The sequence below is a fragment of the Algoriphagus sp. TR-M9 genome, from assembly GCF_027594545.1.
Classification (GTDB): Bacteria; Bacteroidota; Bacteroidia; order Cytophagales; family Cyclobacteriaceae; genus Algoriphagus; species Algoriphagus halophytocola.
Genome location: NZ_CP115160.1, coordinates 2,457,304 through 2,480,991 on the forward strand (window position 1 = coordinate 2,457,304; position 23,688 = coordinate 2,480,991).

21 protein-coding genes are annotated in these 23,688 nt (G+C 43.1%); 6 read left to right on the forward strand and 15 right to left on the reverse strand.

Annotated elements, in window-relative coordinates:
• Positions 1-77: 77 nt before the first annotated feature.
• The 6 genes from PBT90_RS10600 to PBT90_RS10625 all read right to left on the reverse strand — a co-directional run bounded on the left by PBT90_RS10600 (position 78) and on the right by PBT90_RS10625 (position 6,468).
• Positions 78-521 (reverse strand): VOC family protein, encoded by a 444-nt coding sequence (locus tag PBT90_RS10600; RefSeq protein WP_270128909.1) that lies wholly within the window; start codon positions 519-521, stop codon positions 78-80.
• A 113-nt stretch (positions 522-634) separates the two neighbouring features.
• The gene (locus PBT90_RS10605) at positions 635-1,792 is read right to left on the reverse strand and encodes a ChbG/HpnK family deacetylase (RefSeq protein ID WP_270128914.1); all 1,158 of its coding nucleotides are present in this window, start codon (positions 1,790-1,792) and stop codon (positions 635-637) included.
• Positions 1,793-1,851: 59 nt separating this feature from the next.
• Positions 1,852-3,045, reverse strand: a complete 1,194-nt coding sequence (locus PBT90_RS10610; protein ID WP_270128917.1) for a hypothetical protein — start codon at positions 3,043-3,045, stop codon at positions 1,852-1,854.
• Positions 3,046-3,537: 492 nt separating this feature from the next.
• Positions 3,538-5,073 carry a glucuronyl esterase domain-containing protein gene (locus PBT90_RS10615; RefSeq protein WP_270128921.1) on the reverse strand — a complete coding sequence of 512 codons (1,536 nt, stop codon included), beginning with the start codon at positions 5,071-5,073 and terminating at the stop codon, positions 3,538-3,540.
• Positions 5,074-5,095: 22 nt separating this feature from the next.
• Positions 5,096-5,908 carry a polysaccharide deacetylase family protein gene (locus PBT90_RS10620; RefSeq protein WP_270128925.1) on the reverse strand — a complete coding sequence of 271 codons (813 nt, stop codon included), beginning with the start codon at positions 5,906-5,908 and terminating at the stop codon, positions 5,096-5,098.
• Between the two features lie 83 nt (positions 5,909-5,991).
• Positions 5,992-6,468 (reverse strand): hypothetical protein, encoded by a 477-nt coding sequence (locus tag PBT90_RS10625; protein ID WP_270128930.1) that lies wholly within the window; start codon positions 6,466-6,468, stop codon positions 5,992-5,994.
• 260 nt (positions 6,469-6,728) lie between these two features.
• Between PBT90_RS10625 and PBT90_RS10630 the strand changes: the two genes are divergently transcribed.
• Together PBT90_RS10630 and PBT90_RS10635 are read left to right on the forward strand one after the other, a co-directional pair.
• On the forward strand, positions 6,729-7,847 hold the full coding sequence (locus PBT90_RS10630; protein WP_270128935.1) for an XdhC family protein: 1,119 nt from the start codon (positions 6,729-6,731) through the stop codon (positions 7,845-7,847).
• Positions 7,848-7,959: 112 nt separating this feature from the next.
• Entirely contained in the window at positions 7,960-8,541 is a 582-nt protein-coding gene (locus PBT90_RS10635) for a nucleotidyltransferase family protein (protein ID WP_264810516.1), read from the forward strand.
• A 30-nt stretch (positions 8,542-8,571) separates the two neighbouring features.
• Here PBT90_RS10635 and PBT90_RS10640 read toward each other — a convergent pair whose 3' ends face one another.
• Positions 8,572-9,708: a cysteine desulfurase family protein gene (locus PBT90_RS10640; protein ID WP_264810517.1), complete on the reverse strand. Its 1,137-nt coding sequence runs from the start codon at positions 9,706-9,708 to the stop codon at positions 8,572-8,574.
• A gap of 171 nt (positions 9,709-9,879) precedes the next feature.
• On the opposite strand from PBT90_RS10640, the gene PBT90_RS10645 reads away from it, so the two are divergent.
• On the forward strand, positions 9,880-10,224 hold the full coding sequence (locus tag PBT90_RS10645; RefSeq protein ID WP_264810519.1) for a hypothetical protein: 345 nt from the start codon (positions 9,880-9,882) through the stop codon (positions 10,222-10,224).
• 147 nt (positions 10,225-10,371) lie between these two features.
• Here PBT90_RS10645 and PBT90_RS10650 read toward each other — a convergent pair whose 3' ends face one another.
• On the reverse strand, positions 10,372-12,537 hold the full coding sequence (locus tag PBT90_RS10650; protein ID WP_264810521.1) for a xanthine dehydrogenase family protein molybdopterin-binding subunit: 2,166 nt from the start codon (positions 12,535-12,537) through the stop codon (positions 10,372-10,374).
• Between the two features lie 2 nt (positions 12,538-12,539).
• Positions 12,540-12,998 (reverse strand): (2Fe-2S)-binding protein, encoded by a 459-nt coding sequence (locus tag PBT90_RS10655; protein WP_264810522.1) that lies wholly within the window; start codon positions 12,996-12,998, stop codon positions 12,540-12,542.
• 253 nt (positions 12,999-13,251) lie between these two features.
• Between PBT90_RS10655 and PBT90_RS10660 the strand changes: the two genes are divergently transcribed.
• The 3 genes from PBT90_RS10660 to PBT90_RS10670 all read left to right on the forward strand — a co-directional run bounded on the left by PBT90_RS10660 (position 13,252) and on the right by PBT90_RS10670 (position 16,347).
• On the forward strand, positions 13,252-14,358 hold the full coding sequence (locus tag PBT90_RS10660) for an MBL fold metallo-hydrolase (protein ID WP_270128958.1): 1,107 nt from the start codon (positions 13,252-13,254) through the stop codon (positions 14,356-14,358).
• 167 nt (positions 14,359-14,525) lie between these two features.
• Positions 14,526-15,674, forward strand: a complete 1,149-nt coding sequence (locus PBT90_RS10665) for a Gfo/Idh/MocA family protein (RefSeq protein ID WP_264810526.1) — start codon at positions 14,526-14,528, stop codon at positions 15,672-15,674.
• Positions 15,675-15,837: 163 nt separating this feature from the next.
• Complete coding sequence (locus tag PBT90_RS10670) at positions 15,838-16,347, forward strand: DUF2911 domain-containing protein (RefSeq protein ID WP_264810528.1); 510 nt, start codon at positions 15,838-15,840, stop codon at positions 16,345-16,347.
• A 408-nt stretch (positions 16,348-16,755) separates the two neighbouring features.
• Here PBT90_RS10670 and PBT90_RS10675 read toward each other — a convergent pair whose 3' ends face one another.
• The 6 genes from PBT90_RS10675 to PBT90_RS10700 all read right to left on the reverse strand — a co-directional run bounded on the left by PBT90_RS10675 (position 16,756) and on the right by PBT90_RS10700 (position 23,246).
• Positions 16,756-17,169: a transposase gene (locus tag PBT90_RS10675; protein WP_270128967.1), complete on the reverse strand. Its 414-nt coding sequence runs from the start codon at positions 17,167-17,169 to the stop codon at positions 16,756-16,758.
• A gap of 196 nt (positions 17,170-17,365) precedes the next feature.
• Positions 17,366-18,562 (reverse strand): glycoside hydrolase family 18 protein, encoded by a 1,197-nt coding sequence (locus PBT90_RS10680; RefSeq protein WP_270128973.1) that lies wholly within the window; start codon positions 18,560-18,562, stop codon positions 17,366-17,368.
• A gap of 131 nt (positions 18,563-18,693) precedes the next feature.
• Positions 18,694-19,707, reverse strand: coding sequence for an AraD1 family protein (araD1, locus tag PBT90_RS10685; RefSeq protein WP_270128978.1), 1,014 nt, complete (start codon positions 19,705-19,707; stop codon positions 18,694-18,696).
• Positions 19,708-19,876: 169 nt separating this feature from the next.
• A complete protein-coding gene (locus PBT90_RS10690; RefSeq protein WP_264810533.1) occupies positions 19,877-20,911 on the reverse strand; it encodes a family 43 glycosylhydrolase in 1,035 nt (344 codons plus the stop codon).
• Between the two features lie 189 nt (positions 20,912-21,100).
• A complete protein-coding gene (locus PBT90_RS10695; RefSeq protein ID WP_270128986.1) occupies positions 21,101-21,958 on the reverse strand; it encodes an alpha/beta hydrolase in 858 nt (285 codons plus the stop codon).
• Positions 21,959-22,241: 283 nt separating this feature from the next.
• A complete protein-coding gene (locus PBT90_RS10700; RefSeq protein ID WP_270128991.1) occupies positions 22,242-23,246 on the reverse strand; it encodes an alpha/beta fold hydrolase in 1,005 nt (334 codons plus the stop codon).
• Positions 23,247-23,688 lie beyond the last annotated feature (442 nt).

The window sequence follows — 23,688 nt, forward strand, 5'->3', positions numbered from 1 at the left end:
TTTGGTCCTATTTGAAAGTCCAAAAGTAAAACAATTCTTAGAAGCTCTGTACTTTGTAAGGCTTTAAGCTGTAGGAATTATTCGGAAGCCGACTCCTCTTCTCTAAAGCTGATCATCCAGTTGATCCCAAATCTATCCGTACACATCCCAAAGTAATCTCCCCAGAAAGTGGAGCTCATTTCCATGCTTACCTTTCCTTCTGAGGACAGCTTGGAAAAAAACTCATCGGCCTTTTCCTTAGAGTCGGCTGTGATGGAGAGGGATATATTATTCCCCACATTAAAATTGCCCGAATCATGTCCTCCGGTGTCACTACCCATCAGGATGGTGTCTCCGCCTATGGGCAAGGAAACATGCATAATCTGATTTCTGGCCTCATCAGAGACCGGGTAATTCGGATCTTCCGGCATATCTGAAAATCTACCTAAAAAGGTGAATTCCCCACCAAAAACAGCTCTATAGAAATTAAAGGCATTCTCACAGTTGCCCTCAAAGGTCAGGTATGGATTGATAGTAGTCATACATTTAAATTTTAGCTATAACTTATTTCTATGGTTTGGACCATAATTCTTCAATTTTCTCTACTCAATTTGTCATCCAAAGTGAACAGGAATGAAATAATTTAAATACAAATTCAGACCAATTTCACCCGAACTTGAGCTAAATTAAAAGAATTCAAGGAGTCCCAAGGTTGGTACTCCTCCAAAGACTTATATTCAGCTACTCTTCCATCAAAATACTTTATTTCCACACCCGGATACTCTGCTTCAAGATAAGCATATGCTCTCTTAAAATCTCTCTGATCTTTATATTTAGATTTCATCAGGTGAATTAGAATTTCTCCCTTGGAATCCTTAGTTGTTAAAAATTCCTTCATCCACTTTCTCAACCTCCTATGTTTCCTCTTCACAGCCCAACGATAACATAAAATCCCAAAAAGTGGTACTGGCCCATAATGTCCCACAAAAGTATGATCAGGTGCTCCAGATCCTTCCTTTCTGATTTCATTTTCCCATACATTCATGCTATCAATTGAAGGCAAATCTAACTGAAGGGGTGATACAGCTAAAAGATCATATAAAAACCTCTTGCTGGATGGCAAAAATTTATGGGTTCTAATAGGAATACCACGCATTAATGACCACTTGTGGAAATAGTAAAACAAAGGCTTATTAAAAGTATGAACATCATGATGCGAGGTCAAATGATCTGGTTCACGTCCAAAAACACGTTTAAACCTTTCATACTGTGCATCAAATTCAATTTTGATTTGTTCAATCAGGTTGGAGTCCTCATAGTCGATATTAAACTTATGGAACCTTCTAAAAAACCCATCTGAGTCTACTAGGCTCCTCACTTCTGAAACATCTGCCACTGGCTTTCCACTGGTGATCGTAAAGTGCAAACCAATATGGCTACTTTGATACAGACTGATGGAAGATCCTCTCCGCTTATGTTTTTTTAATGAATCAGCAAAACCCTTTAAATACTCTCCTTCTGGATCATTAGGTCTATTTACAAATACGGCCAAAGAGTTGATATAACCATGGTACAAGGCAAGCTTAGCTCCAATATCTATTTCTTCTACCACGCCAATGTCATCGGCAGTAACAATAATACTCTTTTCTATCAAAGGAATGTCCCTACTGGTACTTATGGCACCACTCCATACAAAACAATTATTCTCCAACACATACCAAATATCGGAATCCATATAGCGTTCCCCTTTTACAGCATGAGAAATCACCACTTCAGTATTTTTCCTCAATACTTTAAGCTTTTTAGAATTCACATCTGGAAAATCCCTTCGAGCATTTACTTGGGCAGTTACTAATCCTATGTATGAACTCATCACCCAATAGTTTTGGTAGTATCTTCGATTTCTTCTTGAGCTGCACTCCCTTTTTGAGTAGCGGGAATCTGGATTGAATTCCGAACTTTCATCAGTTTGTTTAGCATATCAAACCAAAATGGAGCACCAAGTGAAATAGCAAATGCAGTGATCAAAAAGCCCAGCCATTGCAATATTTTACGAGAATTCTCTGTATCAAACCACGGTATTGATATATCCGTAGTTGATTTTCTGGTACTTAAGGTTTGGCTGTGCGCCTTTAGCAGGGTATCAAATTGAGCTATAAAATCCTTGGTATTTATAGCACCTGCCGAATCTATTCCCTGCGGGTTCTTAGCAATAAATTCCTTAGCACCCTCCACGTATAGTTCTCTTAACTCTTCATTTACAGTAAGTTTCTCAGCTAACTCTATAGTATCCACTTGAAATAAAAATGCGAGCAAAAGCCCAATGACAAAGGTAAAAAACCTGAGTTTACGTTTAAACCAGCCTGTGATCCTGTCCATCTGGTCATCATACCAGTTTTCTATCAATGCTTTGAATTTTTCTATATCGTTTGCGGCCTCCGCCCAAAGCAAATTAAGTTGGTATCTGGTTTCCGTACCTATGGATAAGCCGTCTATTTCCCACTCAAAATCCGAACTGGTACGTTTGTATAAGTCTGATCTCAAATGATCAATCTCATCTACTAAGGCCTCTATTTCAAATTTATCAGGTGACTCTGACTGCTTCAAGTCCAATAAATCCTTTTCAAGAATCTCTATTTTTGACTCTAGCTCAGTATGGTCAAACTTTGGGATGAGTTCTAATGTAGCTGCAATGTTATCTACATCATCTAGGTATTTACCTTTTTTCAATAAGTCCACCAAAGTACTTGCAAACCGGTCTTTAGCGATATATGAAGGTTTAGAATTAAGCCCTTTGTGCCCTAAATATTTGATAGAAGGATGCGCATAAAAAGCCTTTGTCAACGGATTAATAGTATCTACCCAAAATAGATTTAACATGGTGTGATTGATCCGCTTGGACTGCTGGTCATCCGCTAGCAATCTATCTATACCTGTAATCAGATTTTTTGCCCTTGAGCTGAAAGTAGAAGTAATCGCCTCTATCACAGTCATGGCTAATAGACTGTAAAGAAGGTAAACAAAAACCAAACTGATAAAAATGTCTAAAACTGCTAAACCTGTCATATTATCGATGCGCTAAATTGAAAAATCCTTAAAAAAAGAAATATACAAAAAAACTTAATCATCTGACAACCTATCTCTTACAATACATTTTACGGCTCTACCCTTTAATTAATGCGGCTAAAAGTCAAAGATCAAAATTCCATAAGACTCAACTTTTCCTACGCTTACATTCCTTTTCCATAACCGCTGGATTTACTTCGTATGCTGCTCAAGCCATTTCGGACACCTTCAATAACCTCGTGGTAGTTCCCATTATTCTATAGGCATATACGCTTTTCTGTCAGTAAGATGACTAAATCAAATAGAATACAGAGGTTTATAGTATTGGGTCTTTTTAGTTTTCAGTCTCCCGTCCTTTAATGAAAAAGGGAATTAGGGTACTGACATCATTCCGTTTATATGTTTTTCTGTTTAAAACATGTAACGCTTTGTCATTTTCTTCACAAAGACTTAGCCCTGCAATTCGGTCAAAATTGCAGGGCTCTGAAATCCTTATTTCCCCACACCTAAAACCCGATTGGCCCAGGGGATAAAGTGCTGTATATTAGGACCATCCGTATGTCCTCCATCGTGCTGCCTCCACGCCAAGTCTCCACCCAGCATAGCTGTATTGAATGGGGGCATCTCCTCTTTCATGTAATCATTGCTCACACCCAGATCCTGAGCTCCCAAAAGCTTGTAGGCTACGCCGGCCGCTACCACCGCCATATAGCTTCCCTTCTGATCCAGCCACTTGGCATCACCTCTCTCGGGGATACCATAACTCACAAATACGGGTCTAGGTGCACAAAGGGCCAGCATATCATGGGAATCCACGGGCAAATCACAACCTGTCATCTTGCCAAAAACTGATTCCTCTGCACCATATTTCATGTAATTCCCTGCCATCCAATAGTTTTCTCCCCCTGTCAAACTTTCTACAGCCTCTCCAAAAACTCTTCTATGCAAAGTAGTCCCCCCTTTTCCGGAGGAGCCAATCAATGCGGTGGCAAACCTTGGCTCAAACGCCATGGTCACCAAAGCAGCTTTACCATACCTGGACACTCCTTCGATTCCCACTTTTTTGGAGTCCACCATAGGCTCAGTCTCCAAATAATCCAAAGCACGGGCTGCTCCCCATGCCCAGGCACGTAAGGCTCCCCAATCTTCCGGAGACCTGGGCTGCCCCTTGTTCACCAAACCTATAATCCCACGCGTGATCCCGGCATGGTTATCAGCCTGAATACTACTGGGATCCAAGGTCACATACCCCCATCCAGCAGCCAAAAGCTGCTCAGTAGACGGGGAATCCCCATTTACAGGTGGTGCAAAGAAATTGGGACCTGGAAGCCTGGTCACAGGATTATACGCCGGATATTTATCAAACAATGCCTGAAGGGAAGGGTCATGTTTGATCATCATTTCCTTAAAAGAGGAATTCAAAATTTCCATATCCTCCCCATTTGGCTGTGCCGGAGCCGGAAATGAGGGTCTGCCAAACATCATCAACACAGGTACCGGTCCCTTGGCATTGGCAGGTATTACTAACATCATATTGATATCCACATTGATCAGTGGATAGGAACTATTGTCCACGTGTCCTATGATTTGCTTCGCAATTACCGGTGTCCTAGCTACAAATTCTCGATCAGTGATTTTCACCTCCCAGTTTACATCCGGGATATTTTCAGGAAGCTTGCCATAAACTTCCCGCTCCAAGGCATCCACAAGTTCAGGCCTTCTGGTTTCCCACCACATTTCCGCTGAGGTAACCTCACTCCCGTCATTGGTAGTCAAGATATCCGGCAGTTCCGGACAAGGATTCGCCAGTGCCTCATCATAATTCGCGGCATTCGGGGCGGACTCGTCACCACTGGGCCCTGGTCTCAGTACTTTTATACCCAATTGCTGCTGCATATTTTGGTGATCCTGCTGATTGGTAAAAGTGACCGGCGTGGGGTATTTTGTGCTGTCTATTTTGGAGCTTTGCCCCAAAGCTACTCCAGTGATTCCAAAAAGCAGTGAGACAAGAATTGCGTTGGTTTTCATAGGTTAAAGGGTTTAGTGAGATTTATTGCTGATGCTCTTTTACATGCCTGGCTGCTTCTAGCATGGTCGTCGTCCAAATCAAATCCTTATTGGCTTCCAAATAATCCAGGAGTTCGCGATGAGCTTCCAGTGAGACGTTCAGGCTATGTTCTCCTCCTACCCCATGAAAAAGAAAGGTAATTAAGGCTTGTTTTTCCTGAGCTTCTTTGACCAAAGCAATCAGTTCTTCACCGGTTTGTCCATTGATCCCATAGCTGTCTACATTGCTAAGGTTGATATTTCCTATTCTATTCATCGCTCCCCGCACTCCTCTGGAAGCCACAAAATCATCTTGGATAGCTGCTACAAATGAACCTTCCCCAGTGGCAGTGTCCCCACAGGTATAAGCAAAAGTCCGTTCCTTCTGACCGTCCAAGGATTCCAAAAATACATTGGTCATTCTTATTTCCTTTAAGATCTGATCCGTAGTGTATTGATGCAAATCATTATCCGGAGACACCCATTCCCTACCCGGCAGTGAAGCATCACAAGGATGATAAAGCGTATGATTGCCCAGCTCATGCCCCAGAGCTCCTGCTTTTTTCCAATCTTGGATGCGGTTTTTACTACCCGGGAAAAACGCTGACAAGTAAAAGGTCCCCTTCAGTCCACGGGCTTCCAGATCTGGCACCACATGGTCCAGGTGCACATTGAGCGCATCATCGTAGGTCAGCACTACTGCTGCTTGTTTGCCTTGCCAGAGTTCAGTTGAATGATCAGGTGGAGAAGTTTGTCCGTGCACTAAAAAAGTAAGCATAAAAGGCAAAACAAAAAGATACTTCATACAGGTGTTCATGCATTAGGTTTTAGATTGGGTATAGGTTTGATACCTACAAATTATCCTTTGTATGCTTTCCACACAAACCGCCTGACAAATTTCTACGGGATTAGTTCCTCCAACCGGCCCTCATAGTCAAACTGTAGATCTTCATGAAGCCCTGAAATTAGTGTGGCAGCCTTGCTTAGCTGCATTTGATACATATTATCGAGAACCTGATTTCTATGTCGCATAAACCCATATTCCCGCAGCTTTTCGCAGAAAAATAAAAGCAGCTCTATTTGATCTGTTTTGACCTTGGATAGCTTCAGGAGCTTATTCATCTTTCGCCTCAGCTTTTGCGCAGCTTTCTTGGCATAATAATAATGATCTGCTCTAGCAGTTTGGAAATCAGCCTCCAGTTCCTCCTGAACCATTTCCAGGTAGAGTCCAGGATCAGACTTTTCTCTGAGTTTGAAAAACAAATAAGACTTGTTGTCCCGACTAAATTTGCTCAGATCTGCCAGCAATTCTATCAATTCCTTTTCACTGAGGTAACTGAGGTCTTTTTTGAGCTGGGCGAGACTAGGGATTTGCATGGAGTAGCGTATGATTTAATTGCTTCAAATTTTGGTAATTTTCACTGATCTATCAGCACGCTTTGTCAAAAACCTGAACATATACGCATTTAGGAAAATAGGTTCGACTTTGGTTTTAGAATGCAGACATTGGACAACTTGCCATTTAATTTCTTACAAATTTCAAACCTTACCGGGGTTTAAGGACCAGCGGTTTGAAATAATTGGATCAGGGACTTATCTTCCGCAGGTTCATTCATCCATTTTGTTAAAATCAGTACATGAAGGAGTTTCAAGCTATTATTCGAGCCTACGAATCCTATAAAACTCAAAATACACAAACTGCTCTGGCGACTGTGGTGCAGGTGGATGGGTCTGCCTATCGCCGACCCGGAGCAAGAATGCTTGTAAGTGCAAGTGGGGAACTTACTGGAGCCATCAGTGGAGGATGCTTGGAAGGAGATGCGCTTCGCAAAGCCCAAACGGTGATATTTCAGCAAAAATCCATGCTCGTCACCTACGATACCACAGACGAGGATGACCAAAAATTCGGAGTGGGTTTAGGCTGCAATGGAATTATCCACGTATTAATAGAACCTATTGATTATCAAAATACTATAAACCCAATTGAATTACTGAAAATAGCCCTAAAGGACAGAGTATTTTGTAGGCTAATCACCGTTTTTTCTGTAAAATATTCCAAACAGGAGCAGATCGGAACTAAGGTGCTGTTAAAGGAAAATCGGATTTACGAAGCAAAGGAAAAGTTGGCTATTGAACTTTGGGCAAGTATAGAGCAGGAAATCAACCATACCAAAAGTAGCCAGCATATCATCCGAAGCTATCCGGAACTGGACGGGATTCAGGTTTTTATAGAATCCATACGCCCTGCAATTCGGGTTTTACTTTTTGGGGCCGGTAATGACACCCTTCCATTGGCGAAGATGGCGGACTTACTTGGCTTAGAATTGATACTGATTGACGGAAGAAAAAACCTGGCTAACCCAGGTAGATTTCCTACAGCCCATGAAATTATCACAGGTTCTGGTGATGAAGTAGTCAAGCATGTACAGACAGATGCCTATACCGCTGCCTTGCTTATGACCCATAATTTCGAGTATGAAGCCTTGGTTTTGAAAGATTTGGCATCAAAAAATCTGCATTATATAGGAATTCTGGGACCTAAAAAGAAATCTGAAAAGATGCTGGAAAGACTGAACGCTCAGGGAATACCTGTGAATCAAGGCAGTATCTACTCTCCCATGGGTTTGGATATAGGAGCGGAAGGGTCTGAAGAAATCGCCCTCTCGATTTTGGCAGAAATAAAAGCTGTTTTTGCCGGAAAGAGTGGTAGCTTTCTGCGGCAAAAGGACGGCCCCATACACGAAGAAGACCGATAAATCGAGGATGTTGGGAACTACACAAGGGGGATGATTACCCATGGTGCAAGATTCCATCCCGTTCCCTTCGTCACCAGATAGGTTCTGGCCATTTTAATACAATGATAAACACATGAAAACAGGAATAATCATACTTGCTGCAGGAGAATCCACCCGACTGGGCTACCCCAAGCAAATCGCGCAATACAAGGGTAAAACCCTACTGCAACTGGCGATAGATGCCGCCAACGGAGCAAATGCAGAGAAAAGAGTGGTGGTTTTGGGAGCAAACCGGGACGAAATTAAGAAGACCTTTTCTGGAGCCAGTATTCCTAACATTCCCAACCCAAACTTTCAAAAAGGCATGTCTTCCAGTATCAAAATCGGGCTGGAATACATGCTGAAATTTGACAAGCCCGATCAGGTGATCATCATGCTCTGTGACCAACCTTTTGTGGATTCCAAGCTTCTGAACAAGCTAATCGAAGCGCAGAAGGAAAGCGAAAAAGGCATAGTGTCCTGTAAGTATTCTAAAACCTTTGGAGTTCCCATACTTTTCGGAAAAGCATATTTAAAGGAGTTGATGCAGCTTAGCGGTGACGAGGGCGCCAAAAAACTCGCTTTGGCACATGAAGATGATATGGAGTACGTTTCTTTTCCCAAAGGAAAGGTGGATATAGATACCGAGGAGGACTTGAGAGATTTGAATTTGTAATTTGGAAAGTCACTAAGCGCAGCCTCTAACCTACCGCAAGTCCTTCACCACCTCTTCGACCCACTCAGCCGCATCCAGTACATCCTTCTCAGTGGTATTTCTTCCCAAACTGAAGCGTATAGAAGCTCTTCCCAGATCAGTAGCTAATCCCATAGCCTGAAGCACATGAGAGGGTTTTGGGGAAATACTCGTACAGGCGGAGCCAGAGCTTACGGCTATTTTCTGGCAGACTTTTTTCAAAAGCTCTTCACCTTCCACGCCACCAAAGGCAATATTACTCACATGAGTAAGTCTATGCTTCCCCCCATTCAAACGTGTGTCCGAAATAGCCAGAAGTCTCATTTCCAAAAGATCCCGTAATTCTTGCAGTCGCTGGGATTCTATTTTCATTTCCGATTTTCTAAGCACTGCGGCTCTTCCCATCCCTACTATCCCAGGCACATTTAAGGTCCCGGATCGAAAGCCTTTTTCATGCCCTCCCCCATGAATCTGGGCAATAGGCTTTGGCAGAGTATGATTATGCCGGATAAAAAGTGCCCCCACACCCTTAGGACCATAAAACTTATGCGCGGAAATCGCCATTAAATGTATGCCCTGAAGAGTTAGCGGAATTTTTCCCGCAGCTTGGACAGCATCTGAGAAAAAGATAAGATTTCTTTCCTCAGCGAGTTTGGAAATCTCCTCTACCGGATGAATTACGCCTGTTTCATTATTGGCCCACATCAGGCAGATCATTTTGGTGTGCGGAAGTATGCTGGCTCGAAGTTCTTCAATGCTAATATTCCCCTCTTTATCCACAGGCAAGTAAGTGACTTCTATCCCTCTTTCTTCCAGTGATTGAAGGGCATCGAGTACTGCTTTATGCTCGGTTTGACAAGTGATATAATGCTGCTTTTCTCCCGGAAACAAATCAAAAACGCCTTTGATGGCCAAGTTGATACCTTCGGTAGCTCCCGAGGTAAAAATGATTTCCTTGGGCTGCGCGCCTATTAAGTTTGCAATTTGCTCTCGCGCTTCCTCAACAGCATTTTCAGCCACCCAACCGTAAGCATGTGACTTACTTGCTGCATTCCCGAAATGCGCTCCAAACCAAGGAATCATCGCTTCAATCACTTCTGCAGCGCAAGGAGTGGTAGCATTGTAATCTAGGTAAATAGGGTAATTCATTTTCTAAAGTAAGTAGTGCCTAGTTATTAGACCATTGTATATCGGGATTTTTAATGTCTTTTATATAAAAATGTCCACGGTCCACAGACGAAAGTCAACAGCAGGGAGTGGTCAGTCGGACATTAGAGCAATAATTTTTACTTTTATCTAATATTTCTCATAATTTCCACCATGCAAGAAATCTGGTCACTAACTATCCCCAACTCTAAAAATCCAAATTCAGAAGTACTCAAGCAAACCTTAAAAGAAAACCAGAAGGACTTAGGGATCTTCCTCTCCTACTACTTCAAAAAAGAGGGAGCACTGGCCGAGAAAGTGGATTTAGCCTCAGAAATCACCTTCAATGATCCGGAAACGGGTAGTTTTAATTTGGAATTTGATCTGATTCACTTCAATGCCTGCTTGGCTATTCATGAGCAAAAGCGGGAACAATTGAAAATCACATTTGAGATCCAGGGCAAGCAGTTTATTCTCAAAGGCCCGTATTGGCCAGAGAGAGAAATGGATGAAATTTAGTCAGTAATAACTAGCTATAAACCTCAAGAAAAAGCACCTCCAATAAACGCTGGAAGTGCTTTTCTACTAATCTCAACTCTTGATTCTTGACTCTCGGCTCTTGATTCTAGTTACTTTCTACTTGATACTAGATACTTGTTACTCCCTTCAAGCTCTCTTAATCGCCAGATTCAAATCCTGAAACTCCTTTTGCTCTATAAAAGGCTGGCTTCTTAACCTTCGCTGGGTAGCGCTATAGATGGCATTGGCGATGGCTCCTCCTGTAGGCGGCAAGCAAGGCTCCCCAAGACCGGTAGGATCATATCCACTATCCAGGTAATAAGTATCCACCTCCGGCACCTCTTTCATCCGGATCAGGCGGTATTTATCAAAGTTAGTCTGCGTAGGCAAGCCTCCTTCAAAAGTCAGGTTGCCATACATCGCATGTCCCATCCCATCTACCACTCCTCCACGTACCTGGTGATTTGCCCCGGTAGGGTTGACCACCATGCCACAGTCAGTGACCACGTGAATCTTCTTAAGTGTAGGAGTTCCGTTTTCCATCTCAATATCAGCTACTTGAGCCACATAAGTTCTATGAGAGAAATAAACCGAGAACCCTTGCTTTACATTCGGGTTTTTACCCCAATTTGATCGCTGAGCTGCTTCCTTGGTCACCGCTATCATGCGATCCACATCGTATCGCAATTCACCACCAACGGGGTTTGCCTTTGCTTTTTCCATCAGCTCCAACCTAAACTGTACAGGATCCTTCTTAGCCGCTTCAGCTACTTCATCCAGAAATGACTGTTCTGCATAAGCCAGAAAGTTAGTGATCGGAGCGCGCCAGGCATTAGTAGTAATGCTAGACTCGTAATTCACATTTTCTATCAGCACATTGTCCACTGCTCCTGAAGGGAAATTATGCTCTCGGGTACTATTTCCTGCATTCATGCCAACTCCTCTGAGTTTGTAGCCGGTCATATTTCCTGCTGCATCCAGTGCCGCTTCAAATCTATACCTAACCGCTGGCCTATAAGCTCCGCCGGTAAGATCATCTTCTCTACTCCAGGTCAACTTCACCGGAGCCTTCATCAGTTGGGATATTTTCACCGCTTCCTCCACATAGTCTGCACGAAGTCTCCTGCCAAAACCTCCTCCCAGTCGAGTAATTTCTACGGTAATATTTTCAGGGGCAATTCCGGTTATTTGAGCAGCAGTTCCTCTGGCTCGCTCAGGAGTTTGCGTGGGCCCGATCAACTCTACCTTATCTGCTTGCACATGTGCAAAGAAATTCATAGGCTCCATAGGAGAATGAGAGAGAAAAGGACACTGGTATTCAGCGCTCACCACCTGGGCAGCGTTATTGAAAGCAGCATTCACATTTCCATCTTCCCGCTTCACTTCCGCCTTTCCATTTGCCAATAAATCCTTAAAAATCTGATCGTGATCCGTTGAGCTTTCTACCTTTCCATCTGCCTCGTATTCTACCTTGAGCAGTTTTTTGGCTTTCATCAGGGGCCAGGTGGAAGTTCCCACTATGGCCACACTATTGTCAAAGCTTACCACATCTTTCACCCCCGCCACATTCTTTGCAGCTGCATCATCAAGGGATTTAATTTTCATCCCAAAAGGCGCACGCTGCACCATGGCATGTAGCATTCCATCTCTGTGAAAATCCAGCCCAAAAAGCGGCTTCCCTGTAAATAATGCCTCATTTTCCACATTTTTCACAGGAGTACCTATGATTTTGAAATCCTTTTTATCCTTTAGGGTCACTTCCTCCGGCGCCGTCAGCAGTGCTGCTTCTGCCACTACCTCTCCATAGCCTATTTTCTTTCCACTTCCCTTATGATAAATAATCCCCTCACTAGTGGACAGTTCCGAGACGGGAACCTCCAGTTTTTTGGCAGCGGCGGCTACCAAAAGATGACGGGCTGTAGCTCCGGCCATTCTCAGTCTCTCCCAGGAATGCGGCATAGCTCCTGATCCACCGGTAAGCTGACGCTCATATTTATCCGTATCCAGATTTGCCTGCAGCACCCGTACTTTCTTCCAGTCAGCATCCAGCTCCTCGGCAACCACCATAGGAAAGGATGTTTTAATATTTTGTCCCAATTCTGGATTGGGTGAGTATATCACTATGTCTCCACTCGGAGCTATGCTCAAAAATGCATTGAAACTATTTGCCTGAGCCAGAACCTCGTCTGTACTCAGCACCTGCATCTCCGGTGAGTCGCAACTCATCCAATTAAATCCTATCAGCAATCCTCCGGCTGTGGTACCGGCGATTTTCAGAAAATCTCTTCGGTTGGTTTTGGTAAGTGTAGCCATAGTTATTTGGATTTAGCAGCCATTGCAACGGCCTCTCTGATTTTATGATAAGTTCCGCATCGGCAAATATTCCTGTTCATGGCGTTTTCTATTTCCTCCATGCTAGGACTAGGGTTTTTGTCCAGAAAAGCTGCCGCATTCATGATCTGTCCGGCTTGACAGTAGCCACACTGCGCCACATCTACCTCATCCCATGCTTTCTGTACGGGATGGTCCCCTTTCTCCGAAAGTCCTTCAATGGTGGTGATTTCATCTGAGGCCACACTGGACACAGGTAAGGAGCATGAAAAAACGGCTTCTCCATTCATATGCACGGTACAAGCGCCGCACTGGGCTATTCCACAAGAATATTTGGTCCCCACCAGACCTAGATGATCCCGTAATACCCAAAGAAGTGGAGTATCATCTTCTACATCTACGGAGTGGGTTTTTCCGTTGATTTTGAGATTGAATGTTGACATAAGGCTATTTATTGTTTCGCATAATAAGTTAAAGAAAAACAGGTAGCTGCTAAAACCTACCATGTAAATTCTCAGACTATTTGGATAAAGTGAATCCTTCATTGGAAACAAAAACTGAAATTCCCACACTATTTCGCCCCTGGACTGCACCTTTTCTACCCTAAATGAGTTTATCCAAAGAATCTCACACCAGTAACCACTAGCGCAGCTAAATTCTATGCGTAGAAATCTACTTCACACAATCAAAGTTTTTATGATCACGCTTATTTCAATCGTACTGATCCTTGGGTTGATCATCGTATTATTTGTCAATCTGAGCCCACAATTTGGCGGCAATCCATCAAAGGAGGACATGCAGCAATACCAGCAACTTTCTTACTTTTCCCAGGGAAAATTCCATAACCTGATGCCCACCAATATGGATATGGATTTCACCGAAGCAATAAAAATGCTTCCTGAATTTTTCAAAAACGATCCTTCCAGAAGGCCGGATTTTGAGCTTCCTGTGGTAAAAAGAGATTCCCTAGAACTGACGGAGCAAGTCCATGAAACCCGATTGGTGTGGTTTGGGCATTCTTCCTTTTTGCTTCAGCTCGAGGGCAAGAACATTCTGATAGACCCCATGTTCAGTGAAGTGCCCGCTCCCAATCCAATTCTCGGCAAGAAACGCTACAGCAAGGAGCTGCCCATCGCGGTGGAAAAGCTCCCTCATATAGATATGATCATTATGTCACATGATCATTACGATCATTTGGACTATGAGTCTATCCAGAAGTTAAAGTCTAAAACCAAGGCTTTCTACATGCCTTTGGGAATGGGGGCACACTTTGAAGAATGGGGCGTGGAAACATCCAAAATCCATGAATTGGGATGGTGGGATGAAATCCAGGCTAACGGGGTTTTCCTGGCTTTGACCCCTGCCCGGCATTTCTCAGGAAGAGGCCTGAACAATAGGTTCTCCACCCTCTGGGGCTCCTGGGTGATCAAGGGCAAATCCAAAAGCATTTACTTCAGCGGGGATAGTGGATATGGGCCGCACTTCAAGGAAATAGGAGAAAAATACGGACCATTTGACTTTGCCATGATGGAATGTGGGCAATACAACGAACGCTGGACCGATATACACATGATTCCAGAGGAAACCGCCCAAGCGGCACAGGATATACAAGCCCAAAAGTTTATGCCCATTCACTGGGCAGCTTTCACCCTGGCCATGCACTCCTGGACAGATCCAGTGACCCGGGTGATCCAAAAAGCCGAAGAAATCAAGCAGGATATTGTGGTGCCCGTGATCGGGGATTTTATCATTTTGGATGAAAATCTGGCCACCAAAACACAGTGGTGGAAAAGAAGTAACTAACACGCTGTAAATCAGATCAAAACCAAACTTATCCGGTAAACCATACAGGCTATGAAGCACGAATGGCGGAGATTTTCACAATTTGATGAAATCATCCCTGCCATTTTTTACGCCATTTTTCCTAATTTGACACTTTAATATTTATTCTAAAACAACCTAAAAAACCTATGGCTCAGACTATCAAAGCTGCTATCGTGGGAACCGGATTTATCGGCCCAGCTCATTTAGAAGCACTTAGAAGAATTCCTAATATCGAGGTAACCGGCCTTGTGGAAGTCAATCAAGAAGTAGCAGACTCCAAAGCTGAAGAGCTTGGCATCGCAAATGCCTACACTTTTGAAAATATGCTGAAGGATGACAGCATTCAAGTGGTACATATCTGTACGCCTAATTTCCTCCATTTCCCACAGGCCAAAGCATGTATGCTTGCCGGAAAACATGTGGTCTGTGAAAAGCCCCTTTCCATGACCATAGAAGAGGCTGAAGAACTGGTTGCTATCGCCAAGGAAACCGGCCTGATCAATGCAGTTCACTTCAACCTTCGCTACTACCCTATGGTGCGCCAGATGAAAGTTATGCGCGAAAAAGGCGATTTGGGAGATGTTTATTCCGTGATGGGTTCGTACTTACAGGATTGGCTGATTCATAAAACCGATTACAGCTGGAGATTGGATCCAAAGCAGTCCGGAGGCTCCAGAGTGGTAGCAGATATTGGCTCTCACATGCTGGATATGACGGAGTATGTAACTGGACTGAAAATCACAGCTGTGATGGCAGACTTCTCCATAGTTCACCCTACACGACTGAAGCCTTTGAAGGCAGTAGAATCCTTTTCTGGCAAGGCGCTAGATCCTTCAGATTATGAGGAATATGAGGTAACTTCTGAGGATTTTGCTTCTATCCTGCTTCGATTTGATAATGGACGTACTGGCACCATCACCGTAAGTCAGGTAAATGCCGGACGCAAAAACCGACTGAATATTGAAATAGCAGGTTCAAAATCCAACTTTGAATTTAATGCTGAAAAGCCAAATGAGCTATGGATAGGCAAGCGAGACGAGCCTAACGCTGTACTCATGAAAGACCCTGCCCTGGTGGACGAGGGTGCACGCTCACTGGTCAGCTTCCCGGGAGGACATCAAGAAGGCTTCCCTGACACCTCAAAGCAACTGTTCAAGGAGGTTTATGCAGCCATACGAGAAGGCAAACAGCCTGAGAAAGCTACCTACCCTACCTTTGCAGATGGATTGAGAGAATTGATCATAGGCGAGGCTATAGTAGAAAGTAACGCGAAGGAAGCTTGGGTGAAGATTTAAGTTAAACCTTACTCTACCTTAGAAACAAAGGCCGGAGATCTGAGAAATGAAACTTTGATATTTCTCATGATTCCGGCCTTTTACATTTCTAATAAAGTCTAGGTGAAGATGTTCAGTTTTGATAAATTGTCGTATTTTGAAACCAAATCTAAAACCAATAACAATGAATTTGAAAAAGAGTCTTTTAGCATTAGTACTACTTGTTTTTGTAGGCTTTGCTGCCAAAGCACAAGAAAAACCAAGCCCAGCGAGAACCGCTGAAGGAATGGTAGGCGACGCCAAAATCACCATTAATTACAGCAGCCCAGCTGTAAAAGGAAGAATGATCTGGGGGGATTTGGTTCCTTTCAATGAGGTATGGAGAGCTGGGGCCAATGAGGCTACCACTTTTACCACCACCGAAGACATCATGGTGCAGGGTGAGAAATTACCGGCGGGAACTTACGGTTTCTTCATCATTCCTAGTGAGACAGGCCAGTCCACTTTCATTTTCAACAAGGTGGCCAAGCAATGGGGAGCGTTCAATTACGATTCTAAGGAAGATGTACTTCGTGTAAGCGTTCCTTCCGGCGAAAGCCCTACCATGGAAGAGCGCCTGGTATATGAGGTGAAGCCTGACAGTTTCCAGATCCGATGGGAATATGGACAGGCAACCGCTACCTTGAGCAACTGATTTCAAGAATTAAAAAATGCGCAAAGCCACAGGGGATTTTCTCTTGTGGTTTTTTTTTGAATAAACCCTTCGAGGGTTAACCTTTTTCTAAAGACAAATGTATAATTTGGCTAAATAACCTTCATCCTATCTTAAACCCTCGAAGGGTTTCACCGATTGGGTTTCAGGCATGAGAACCAAGTTTACGTCAGTAGTTCAAGTCTCCTGACTTGGACTCACCTAAATGCAGTCTCCTGACTGCTATTTTTTAAAATGGATTTAAAATTGATTTTCGATTAGAATTACTTCAATCAACTTTTCTGGTAATCCGGCATAGTTAACAGTACTACTATAGACATAATCCTCTGGAGAAAAGACAATTCCGGCAACAACTGGGTTCTGATGGATGTAGTTGAGACACCTGCTGATTTATTCATTTGTGTTAAGCTCAATCGGATGGCTATGTTGCTGCCATATTTGATAATTGGTGTTATTCGGGTTTCGTTTTCCAGCTCTGCTAAAATGAAGAAGTAAAAATCCTTTTCTACTTTCTACAGGATTTGATTCAATGGATTTAATCAGCTGATTGGAAGTAAATTTCTTGAAATCCCTGATTATAGCTTTAATGCTTATTTCACCATTTCTTCCTATTATCAGATGGATGTGACTTGACATTATACAATAAGCACACAAATCCAATCCTTTATGATTTTGGCAATATTTCAGGGAACCCAAAACGATGTCTTTATAATCTTTCCTGATGAAGAGGTCGATCCAATCTATGACTGTGAAAGTCACAAAGTAAAGCTTTCCTTGATCCCGGATTTTATATTTTCTGCTCATTCAAATAGCTCTGAAAATACTGCTATTAAATTACTCAAAAGTAAGCTGCTTTTTTAAACCTCTGTTATTTATTAAGCAGTCTGAAGACTGCAACTAATTAGGTCCAAGTCATGAGACTTGAAGCACTGACTTGAAAGCAAAAAAAATGGTCTGCGAACCCACAGACCATTTGATACATTCGAAAGAAAACCAAAGCTTAATGTGCTGCCTTGAAAATAGCATCCAGTAAGCTTCCTTCTTCTTTGGTATCATTTCCCAGTTCCCAAAACATAATTCCTCCAATGCCCTTTTCCATGGCATATTTGGTTTTACGGGATACAGATACGGTGTCATCATAAGATACAAACAGACTGTCCTTGGCATTATACATGTACGGAGCTTCTGCGTTATCATCCCAATGCCTTACAAAATCAGGATCTGTTTCGTACTCGTTACGGATCTGATGATAAGCTTTCCAGCCTTGATGAAGCCCCCCGCTCAATTGATACAAACCATTGTTCACTGGTGGCACTCCCTTCCAAACTCTTCCATAAAAAGCTCCTCCTATCACAATTTGTTTCGGATCCACTCCTTCGTTAATCAAAAAGTCCACAATCTTTTGCGCTGACCTTGGATCTGCATCTGGATTATCCCCGTTTTGGTACAGGCTATCCAAGTGTAGCTGAAAGGGAGTCCCCGTGATTTCATCAGCTGTCACTGCTCCAAGCGGCGTATGATGCCCGGTGTAAATAGACACACCGGAAACCTGATCATAAGTCATCACATTGGTATAATCCGCATATTTCATCACCTCATTGATTTCCACAAAATCATAATATCGCTTCCATCCCGCAGATGCAAAGGTGAGTACTTTTGGAGTATCAAAGCTGTCCAGCATCTCACGTAGTCCCTTCATCAGGGCTGTAAAGTTTTGCGTATCCTCAGGCCTGGCCATGGTACCTGCACCTGAAATGCCCGGGTATTCCCAGTCCATATCCATACCGTCAAGCTGGTACTGCTCGATAAAGTCATGGGCACTCTGGATGAATTTAGTTCTACCTTCTTCCGTCAAAGCCATGTCTGAAAACCCGTCTGCTCCCCATCCCCCGCAGGCTATCATCACCTTCAATTCCGGATTACGCTTCTTTTGCTCTACCAAAGCTGCCAACTTGGGACCTGCGGCTTCGGGTCTTCTAAATTTCATTTCACCGTCTATCACATTGGTGAAGGAGTAGATGATATGGGTAAGTTTCTCTACCGGGATTTCTTCTGGCTTGTAATTCCTTTCGGCTACATAATAGGCCATGATTACGGGTTTATCCGCAATCTCCTGATTTATCTGCTCGGTATTGCTCCCACAGGCCGCGAGGGTAAGCAAGAGTAGTAGTTGGGCAAAGGTGGTTTTAAGACTCAAAGTGCTTAGATTTAGTTAGTAAATATTTTTAATAAAGTTAAATTTACTTGATTTAAAATATTTATTAACCCAAATCCCTATTAAATCCCAAATCCCTTTCCTTTGCCCTCCGATCATTTGCTCCAAGAACGCTACAGCGGCAACACCTTTTTGAAGTCAGTGGATTTTGGGTCTTCTTTTTTCAAAGGATTAACCAAGGCTCTCCCCAGGCCTTTCCAAGCTACGGACATTAGATCAGCATCCTCCAGACTAACTTTGGCTCCAAAGCTAAAAGCATCTGCTCCGAAAAAGTGAACATGAGCCTGAAGGGGAATTCTATGGGAATCATATTTGAAATGATGAAACTCCAGATTTGCCAGATTGTGACACATATTTTTTTGGCCAGTATTGATCTCTGCTTCCCAAATTCGTTTTCCCTGTCGAGAAACGAAGACCTCCCCCGAGTAACTTTCAAAATCTGCATCAACCACCAACTCCGGACCTATAGCGCAGGTCCTAATTTTTGAGGGTGCCAAATACAGGTAATTTTTCTTTTCCATCACATGATCGGAAAATTCATTTCCTGTGGTAAACCCAATTCTTCTGGGGTTTCCCTCCCTGTCCACAATATATGCTGCTGCTATCTCTGGCTCCTCTCCTCCATCATCCCCAAAATAAGGAAGACTAAGGCTTTCTCCGTGACCTTTCAGCACAGAACCGTTTCCCTTGTAAAACCACTCTGCCTGAGTTCCGATTTCCCCTGGGCCTGGTGAACCTCCTTTCACTCCCATTTCATACATGAGCAGGCTATCCGTAGGCTTTTCCTCCTGATTGCTATGCATCATCTGCCTATTCAGCGCACTATTATGATGGGTCAGTCCGGTACCCGAAACCATACATTGAAAAGCAGATTCAGGATGATCAAAAGCTGGAAGTATTTTCCAATCGCTACTGCCCTCATATATCGAGTCATAGCTGAAACTTTCTTCAGAAATATATGCTCGGATCAAATCACCAAGCTTTTGTTTATGGTCCAAAGCATGTAAAGCGAGTTGGTAAATGGAATCGAAGTCCTTAAGCAGGATCAGGTTTGGCTCCTGAACCAAAGCCACTTTCCGCCCTTCTGAGGGATGTATGAGTTGGACAAGTCTTGTATTATTTTCCATAGTATGGTCTGTTATTAATCAAATAAATATAAGGTGATAATCGGGTTTTTGAGGGCAGTTTGACTCTGGAGTTTTAGATCAAAAGTCTTGTATCCAAAATGGAAGGTTCCTGACCTATAAAATCACGTCAGGAACCTAAGTCCCTCCTGAAAAGGGGAAATGGATACCTTTAAAAGTTCAGGACAGGCCATCCCTCAGCATCCCATTGAATCTCCTTGATGACCAGTTTTGATTTTCCGTCATCTTCCTTGTCATAGCCATGAGCTACAAAGTAAGTTTTTCCATCGAAATCATACACGGAGCAATGCCCCACTGCTACATACTGATCTGTTTCACCCACGATCAATTCTCCTCCGCCCTTAGTCATAGGCGTTTCGCTTTTATCCAGGTAAGGACCTCTGACGTCTTTGGATCTTCCTACTATGGTCTTGTAGGTACTTTCCAGTCCACGACAGCAATAATCTATAGATGCAAACTGGTAATAGTATCCATCTCTGTAATAAATAAAGGGGGCTTCTATCGCTGTGCCATTTTCACGCTGGGCTATGCTGTACCACTCTTGTGGTTCAGCCACAGACTTCATATCAGGACCCAATTTCACCAGTTTCAAGCCTCCCCAGAAAGATCCAAAAGACAACCATCCCACGGTTTTGCCGGCCTCCTCTTCTACGAAGATTACATTTGCATCAATGGCATTCCAATAATCCCTACCGGGTATGGACTGAACTATCATACCTTGGTCCTCCCACTGATAATCCGGACTATCCTGATGCAAGGTTTTATTGGTCATCACCCCGATCGCCGAGGTGTTTTTACCAAAAGCCGAAGGAGAGTAATACAGGTAATACAAGCCATCATAATACTGTATGTCAGGTGCCCAAAAACCTCCTCTATGGCCTGGCACAATATCATCTGTCACCCATTTCAAATCTCTGGGGGCTGACTGAATTCTGGTCCAGTTTTCTAGATCAGTACTCTTCGCAATTCCCCCATGAGTCATGAAGAGGTAATAAACGCTATCCTGCTTGATCATCACGGGATCATGAGCGATTAGGCCTTTGGAATCATCCGGCATTCTACGCTGGGCATGGGCACTAGATAGGCCTAATGCCAGGAAACAAAGGGAAAGAAATATCCGAAGTGCAGGCAGGGAATGAGAGTTTTCAAGATTACTTAAGGGATTAACAAAATACATTTTGGTCATTTTTGATATGGGTTTGGTTTGAGGATATTAAGTGATAAAGTCGAATAGAGTTTTGGGCCGGGAAAACTTTAAGCGGTTTGAAAATCCAGATCTTTGTCCGTATATCAGGGTTCTGAAACCTGATATCAAAGCCTGATTTTCTTGCAATTAATGCCTTTCCCGACAAATCGGGACAGGCTATGACGAAACCTAATGCTTAGTCCGGGTTAGATGTTGCTCGAAGAAATCAGAAATCGCCGGATCAGTAACTTTTAACTGGCTGGAGTAAGCCACATCATGTCCTCCTTCGACTTCCAGGTAGTTGATATCGGCCCCCGCATCTTTCATTTTAGTCACAAAATCACGAGTCAGTTCAGGCTTCACCACCGGATCTTCTGTTCCTTGTATCAAAAACAATGGAGGGTGAGCCGCAGAAATATAACCTATAGGCCACCATTCGGTTTTTGCCAAAGGGACATCACGGCCTAGCTCAGTAGGCGGTGATCCAGCAGCTACAGCATTCACATGGCTGGAAAACTCCGAGTAACTCCCTTCACCTTCCAATCCACTCTCCTCTGGAGTCATACCAATCATTAGTGCCAAATGTGCTCCTGCCGAATGTCCGTATGCTCCAATTCGCTCCGGATCCACCTTTAGCTCTTCGGCATGGGCACGAAGCCAGCGAACTGCATTTTTCACATCTTCTATACAAGCAGGAAAACCGGCCTCACCAGTGAGCCTATATTCCACATTGATGGTCACATATCCCTTTTCTGCATAGTCTACCATCATTTTCTGGTAAACATCTACAGATTTTGAGCCACCAGCCCAGCCTCCTCCATGAATTATAACCAAAGCTGGCCGGAGTTCAGTGCCAAAATTTGAAGGCATAGCTAAGTCTAGCTTCCATGAATCGCTTGCTCCCTTCCGGTATGGAATATCCTTTGTCACCGTAATAGTAGGATAAGTAGAAAGTAAAGCCTCAGAAGAGGAATCGCTCTGCGCAAATGTGTTAAATGAAACTGCTAGTAAAATGATTACTAGGGATTTCAGACTGTTTTTGATCATGATTATTTTAGGTTTGAGATTTATTTTGAACGGCATCACTGATGCCAGTAGGGTTTGAAATATTGGTATTACTAAATTGATAATACAGATTCTACCGACCTTATTCTCTTTGATTAAAACTAGGGGAGTTCGATGATCGCATCTATTCAGGATTTACCTAAGCCATTTTTGTTTTAGTCGACTCAATGGCACAAAAGCGTGTTTACCTATCAATAACTAGCGAGGGTAACACCCTGAATTCCCACTTTATAAACGTGGTAGATGAAAATCTTGTAAATCTGAATTAATAGGAAAGGGAAGCGTGTAGAAATGCTTTTATTTCCTCAGTTGTAGTTTGTAGATCGTCGTGGTGCAAATTGTGCCCAGTTCCCTCCAGATGCAGGAGTTTCACCAGCTCAAGTCCATCAACTGCCTTGTTATTGGCAGCCTTGGCCTCGGGAGATGCATCAGCTTTTAGGATGAGTGATGGTACTTGGATTTTCTCCAAAGCTCCTTCCGTTCTCATGGTTCCGCTCATAGCCCGCTGCGCTTCTGGGGTATAAGCTCCATGATATTGTTTTTTAGAAAGTGCCCAATATTGTACGTCTACTATATCCCATTTAGGGCTTTGCTTTTTACCCAATTCCACCAAATCTTCGAAAGCATAGTTGTTTTGCTTTACCAAGGTCTCTGGATCGCCAAACATATTGATAGAGATCTTTTTTGCACTTACCTGTTTAGTAGTTTCCTCTTGTGGTTTTTTCGCTGGAGTGGCTGGTTCTTCTCTGCGCGTCTCCAATCGTGCTAGGAAAGGGTCAAGCATGACTATAGCTTTTGCCAAATCAGGATATTCTGCTCCTATTCTCATGACTGTAGCAGCCCCCATAGAATGCCCCATTAATATTGGCTTTTCGAACCCCATTGATTTCACAAAGCCAACTACGTCCTTCACCAGAGTTTCTCCATCATCATTTTGGGTAAAAGGATCAGAAAGCCCATGACCACGGGTATCTAGCATGTAGATATTATAATCATCCTGCAGCTCCCAGCTCAATGTAGTCCAGCAAAGACCAATGTCTGTAACGCCGTGAACCATCACTACCACTGGCTTATCAGGCGCAGGGATAGCCTGATAATAATGCAGCCTAATGCCATTGACATAGGCATATCCATCACTCCAACCATCAGGAATACCCGGAGGATCTGCAGCAAAAATGCCCTTGGAGAAAATACCTCCAAAGACCATTATTAGAAGTAGCGTTAGGATGAACTTGCTTGGATTCAAGCAAAAAATGAAATTCGATTTCATAGGTTAGTTAGGGTTTAATAGTTAGGAATTCAAAATTTCTAAAACTGGCGCCTTATGAAAATGGCTATACATAGCCATACATTGGGCTTGCTTTGGTCCAACTTGTACAAATCACAAGCTAAACGGCAGGCCATAAGGCAGCATTCATAAAAAGATTGGGATTACTAAAAATCAACCCACATCAGAACCTAATCGTGATGAAGGGACCGAAACAATATTTCGATTCAGTTCACTAAATTAACTTTAAAATCTAAAAACAAAAGAAATACAGTGACTTTATTACAGCAGAGGTTCAAATCTCCTACTTTACAACAGTATCCTTTACCGAGCGGTAAAAGGGATGAAATTGAGTAAATGAAATAGGCTTATACTGGATATTACTTGTAACCAAATTCCCTTTGAACTTTGAAATAAAGAACAGCAAACCGAAGACTGAAGCAGC

What these genes read in the sequence shown, in the direction of transcription:
- PBT90_RS10600 (WP_270128909.1), bottom strand. Translation starts at nt 521, where the DNA reads ATGACTACTATCAATCCATACCTGACCTTTGAGGGCAACTGTGAGAAT.
- PBT90_RS10610 (WP_270128917.1), bottom strand. Translation starts at nt 3,045, where the DNA reads ATGACAGGTTTAGCAGTTTTAGACATTTTTATCAGTTTGGTTTTTGTT.
- PBT90_RS10615 (WP_270128921.1), bottom strand. Translation starts at nt 5,073, where the DNA reads ATGAAAACCAACGCAATTCTTGTCTCACTGCTTTTTGGAATCACTGGA.
- PBT90_RS10620 (WP_270128925.1), bottom strand. Translation starts at nt 5,908, where the DNA reads ATGAACACCTGTATGAAGTATCTTTTTGTTTTGCCTTTTATGCTTACT.
- PBT90_RS10625 (WP_270128930.1), bottom strand. Translation starts at nt 6,468, where the DNA reads ATGCAAATCCCTAGTCTCGCCCAGCTCAAAAAAGACCTCAGTTACCTC.
- PBT90_RS10630 (WP_270128935.1), top strand. Translation starts at nt 6,729, where the DNA reads ATGAAGGAGTTTCAAGCTATTATTCGAGCCTACGAATCCTATAAAACT.
- PBT90_RS10635 (WP_264810516.1), top strand. Translation starts at nt 7,960, where the DNA reads ATGAAAACAGGAATAATCATACTTGCTGCAGGAGAATCCACCCGACTG.
- PBT90_RS10640 (WP_264810517.1), bottom strand. Translation starts at nt 9,708, where the DNA reads ATGAATTACCCTATTTACCTAGATTACAATGCTACCACTCCTTGCGCT.
- PBT90_RS10645 (WP_264810519.1), top strand. Translation starts at nt 9,880, where the DNA reads ATGCAAGAAATCTGGTCACTAACTATCCCCAACTCTAAAAATCCAAAT.
- PBT90_RS10650 (WP_264810521.1), bottom strand. Translation starts at nt 12,537, where the DNA reads ATGGCTACACTTACCAAAACCAACCGAAGAGATTTTCTGAAAATCGCC.
- PBT90_RS10655 (WP_264810522.1), bottom strand. Translation starts at nt 12,998, where the DNA reads ATGTCAACATTCAATCTCAAAATCAACGGAAAAACCCACTCCGTAGAT.
- PBT90_RS10660 (WP_270128958.1), top strand. Translation starts at nt 13,252, where the DNA reads ATGATCACGCTTATTTCAATCGTACTGATCCTTGGGTTGATCATCGTA.
- PBT90_RS10665 (WP_264810526.1), top strand. Translation starts at nt 14,526, where the DNA reads ATGGCTCAGACTATCAAAGCTGCTATCGTGGGAACCGGATTTATCGGC.
- PBT90_RS10670 (WP_264810528.1), top strand. Translation starts at nt 15,838, where the DNA reads ATGAATTTGAAAAAGAGTCTTTTAGCATTAGTACTACTTGTTTTTGTA.
- PBT90_RS10675 (WP_270128967.1), bottom strand. Translation starts at nt 17,169, where the DNA reads ATGAGCAGAAAATATAAAATCCGGGATCAAGGAAAGCTTTACTTTGTG.
- araD1 (WP_270128978.1), bottom strand. Translation starts at nt 19,707, where the DNA reads ATGGAAAATAATACAAGACTTGTCCAACTCATACATCCCTCAGAAGGG.
- PBT90_RS10690 (WP_264810533.1), bottom strand. Translation starts at nt 20,911, where the DNA reads ATGACCAAAATGTATTTTGTTAATCCCTTAAGTAATCTTGAAAACTCT.
- PBT90_RS10695 (WP_270128986.1), bottom strand. Translation starts at nt 21,958, where the DNA reads ATGATCAAAAACAGTCTGAAATCCCTAGTAATCATTTTACTAGCAGTT.
- PBT90_RS10700 (WP_270128991.1), bottom strand. Translation starts at nt 23,246, where the DNA reads ATGAAATCGAATTTCATTTTTTGCTTGAATCCAAGCAAGTTCATCCTA.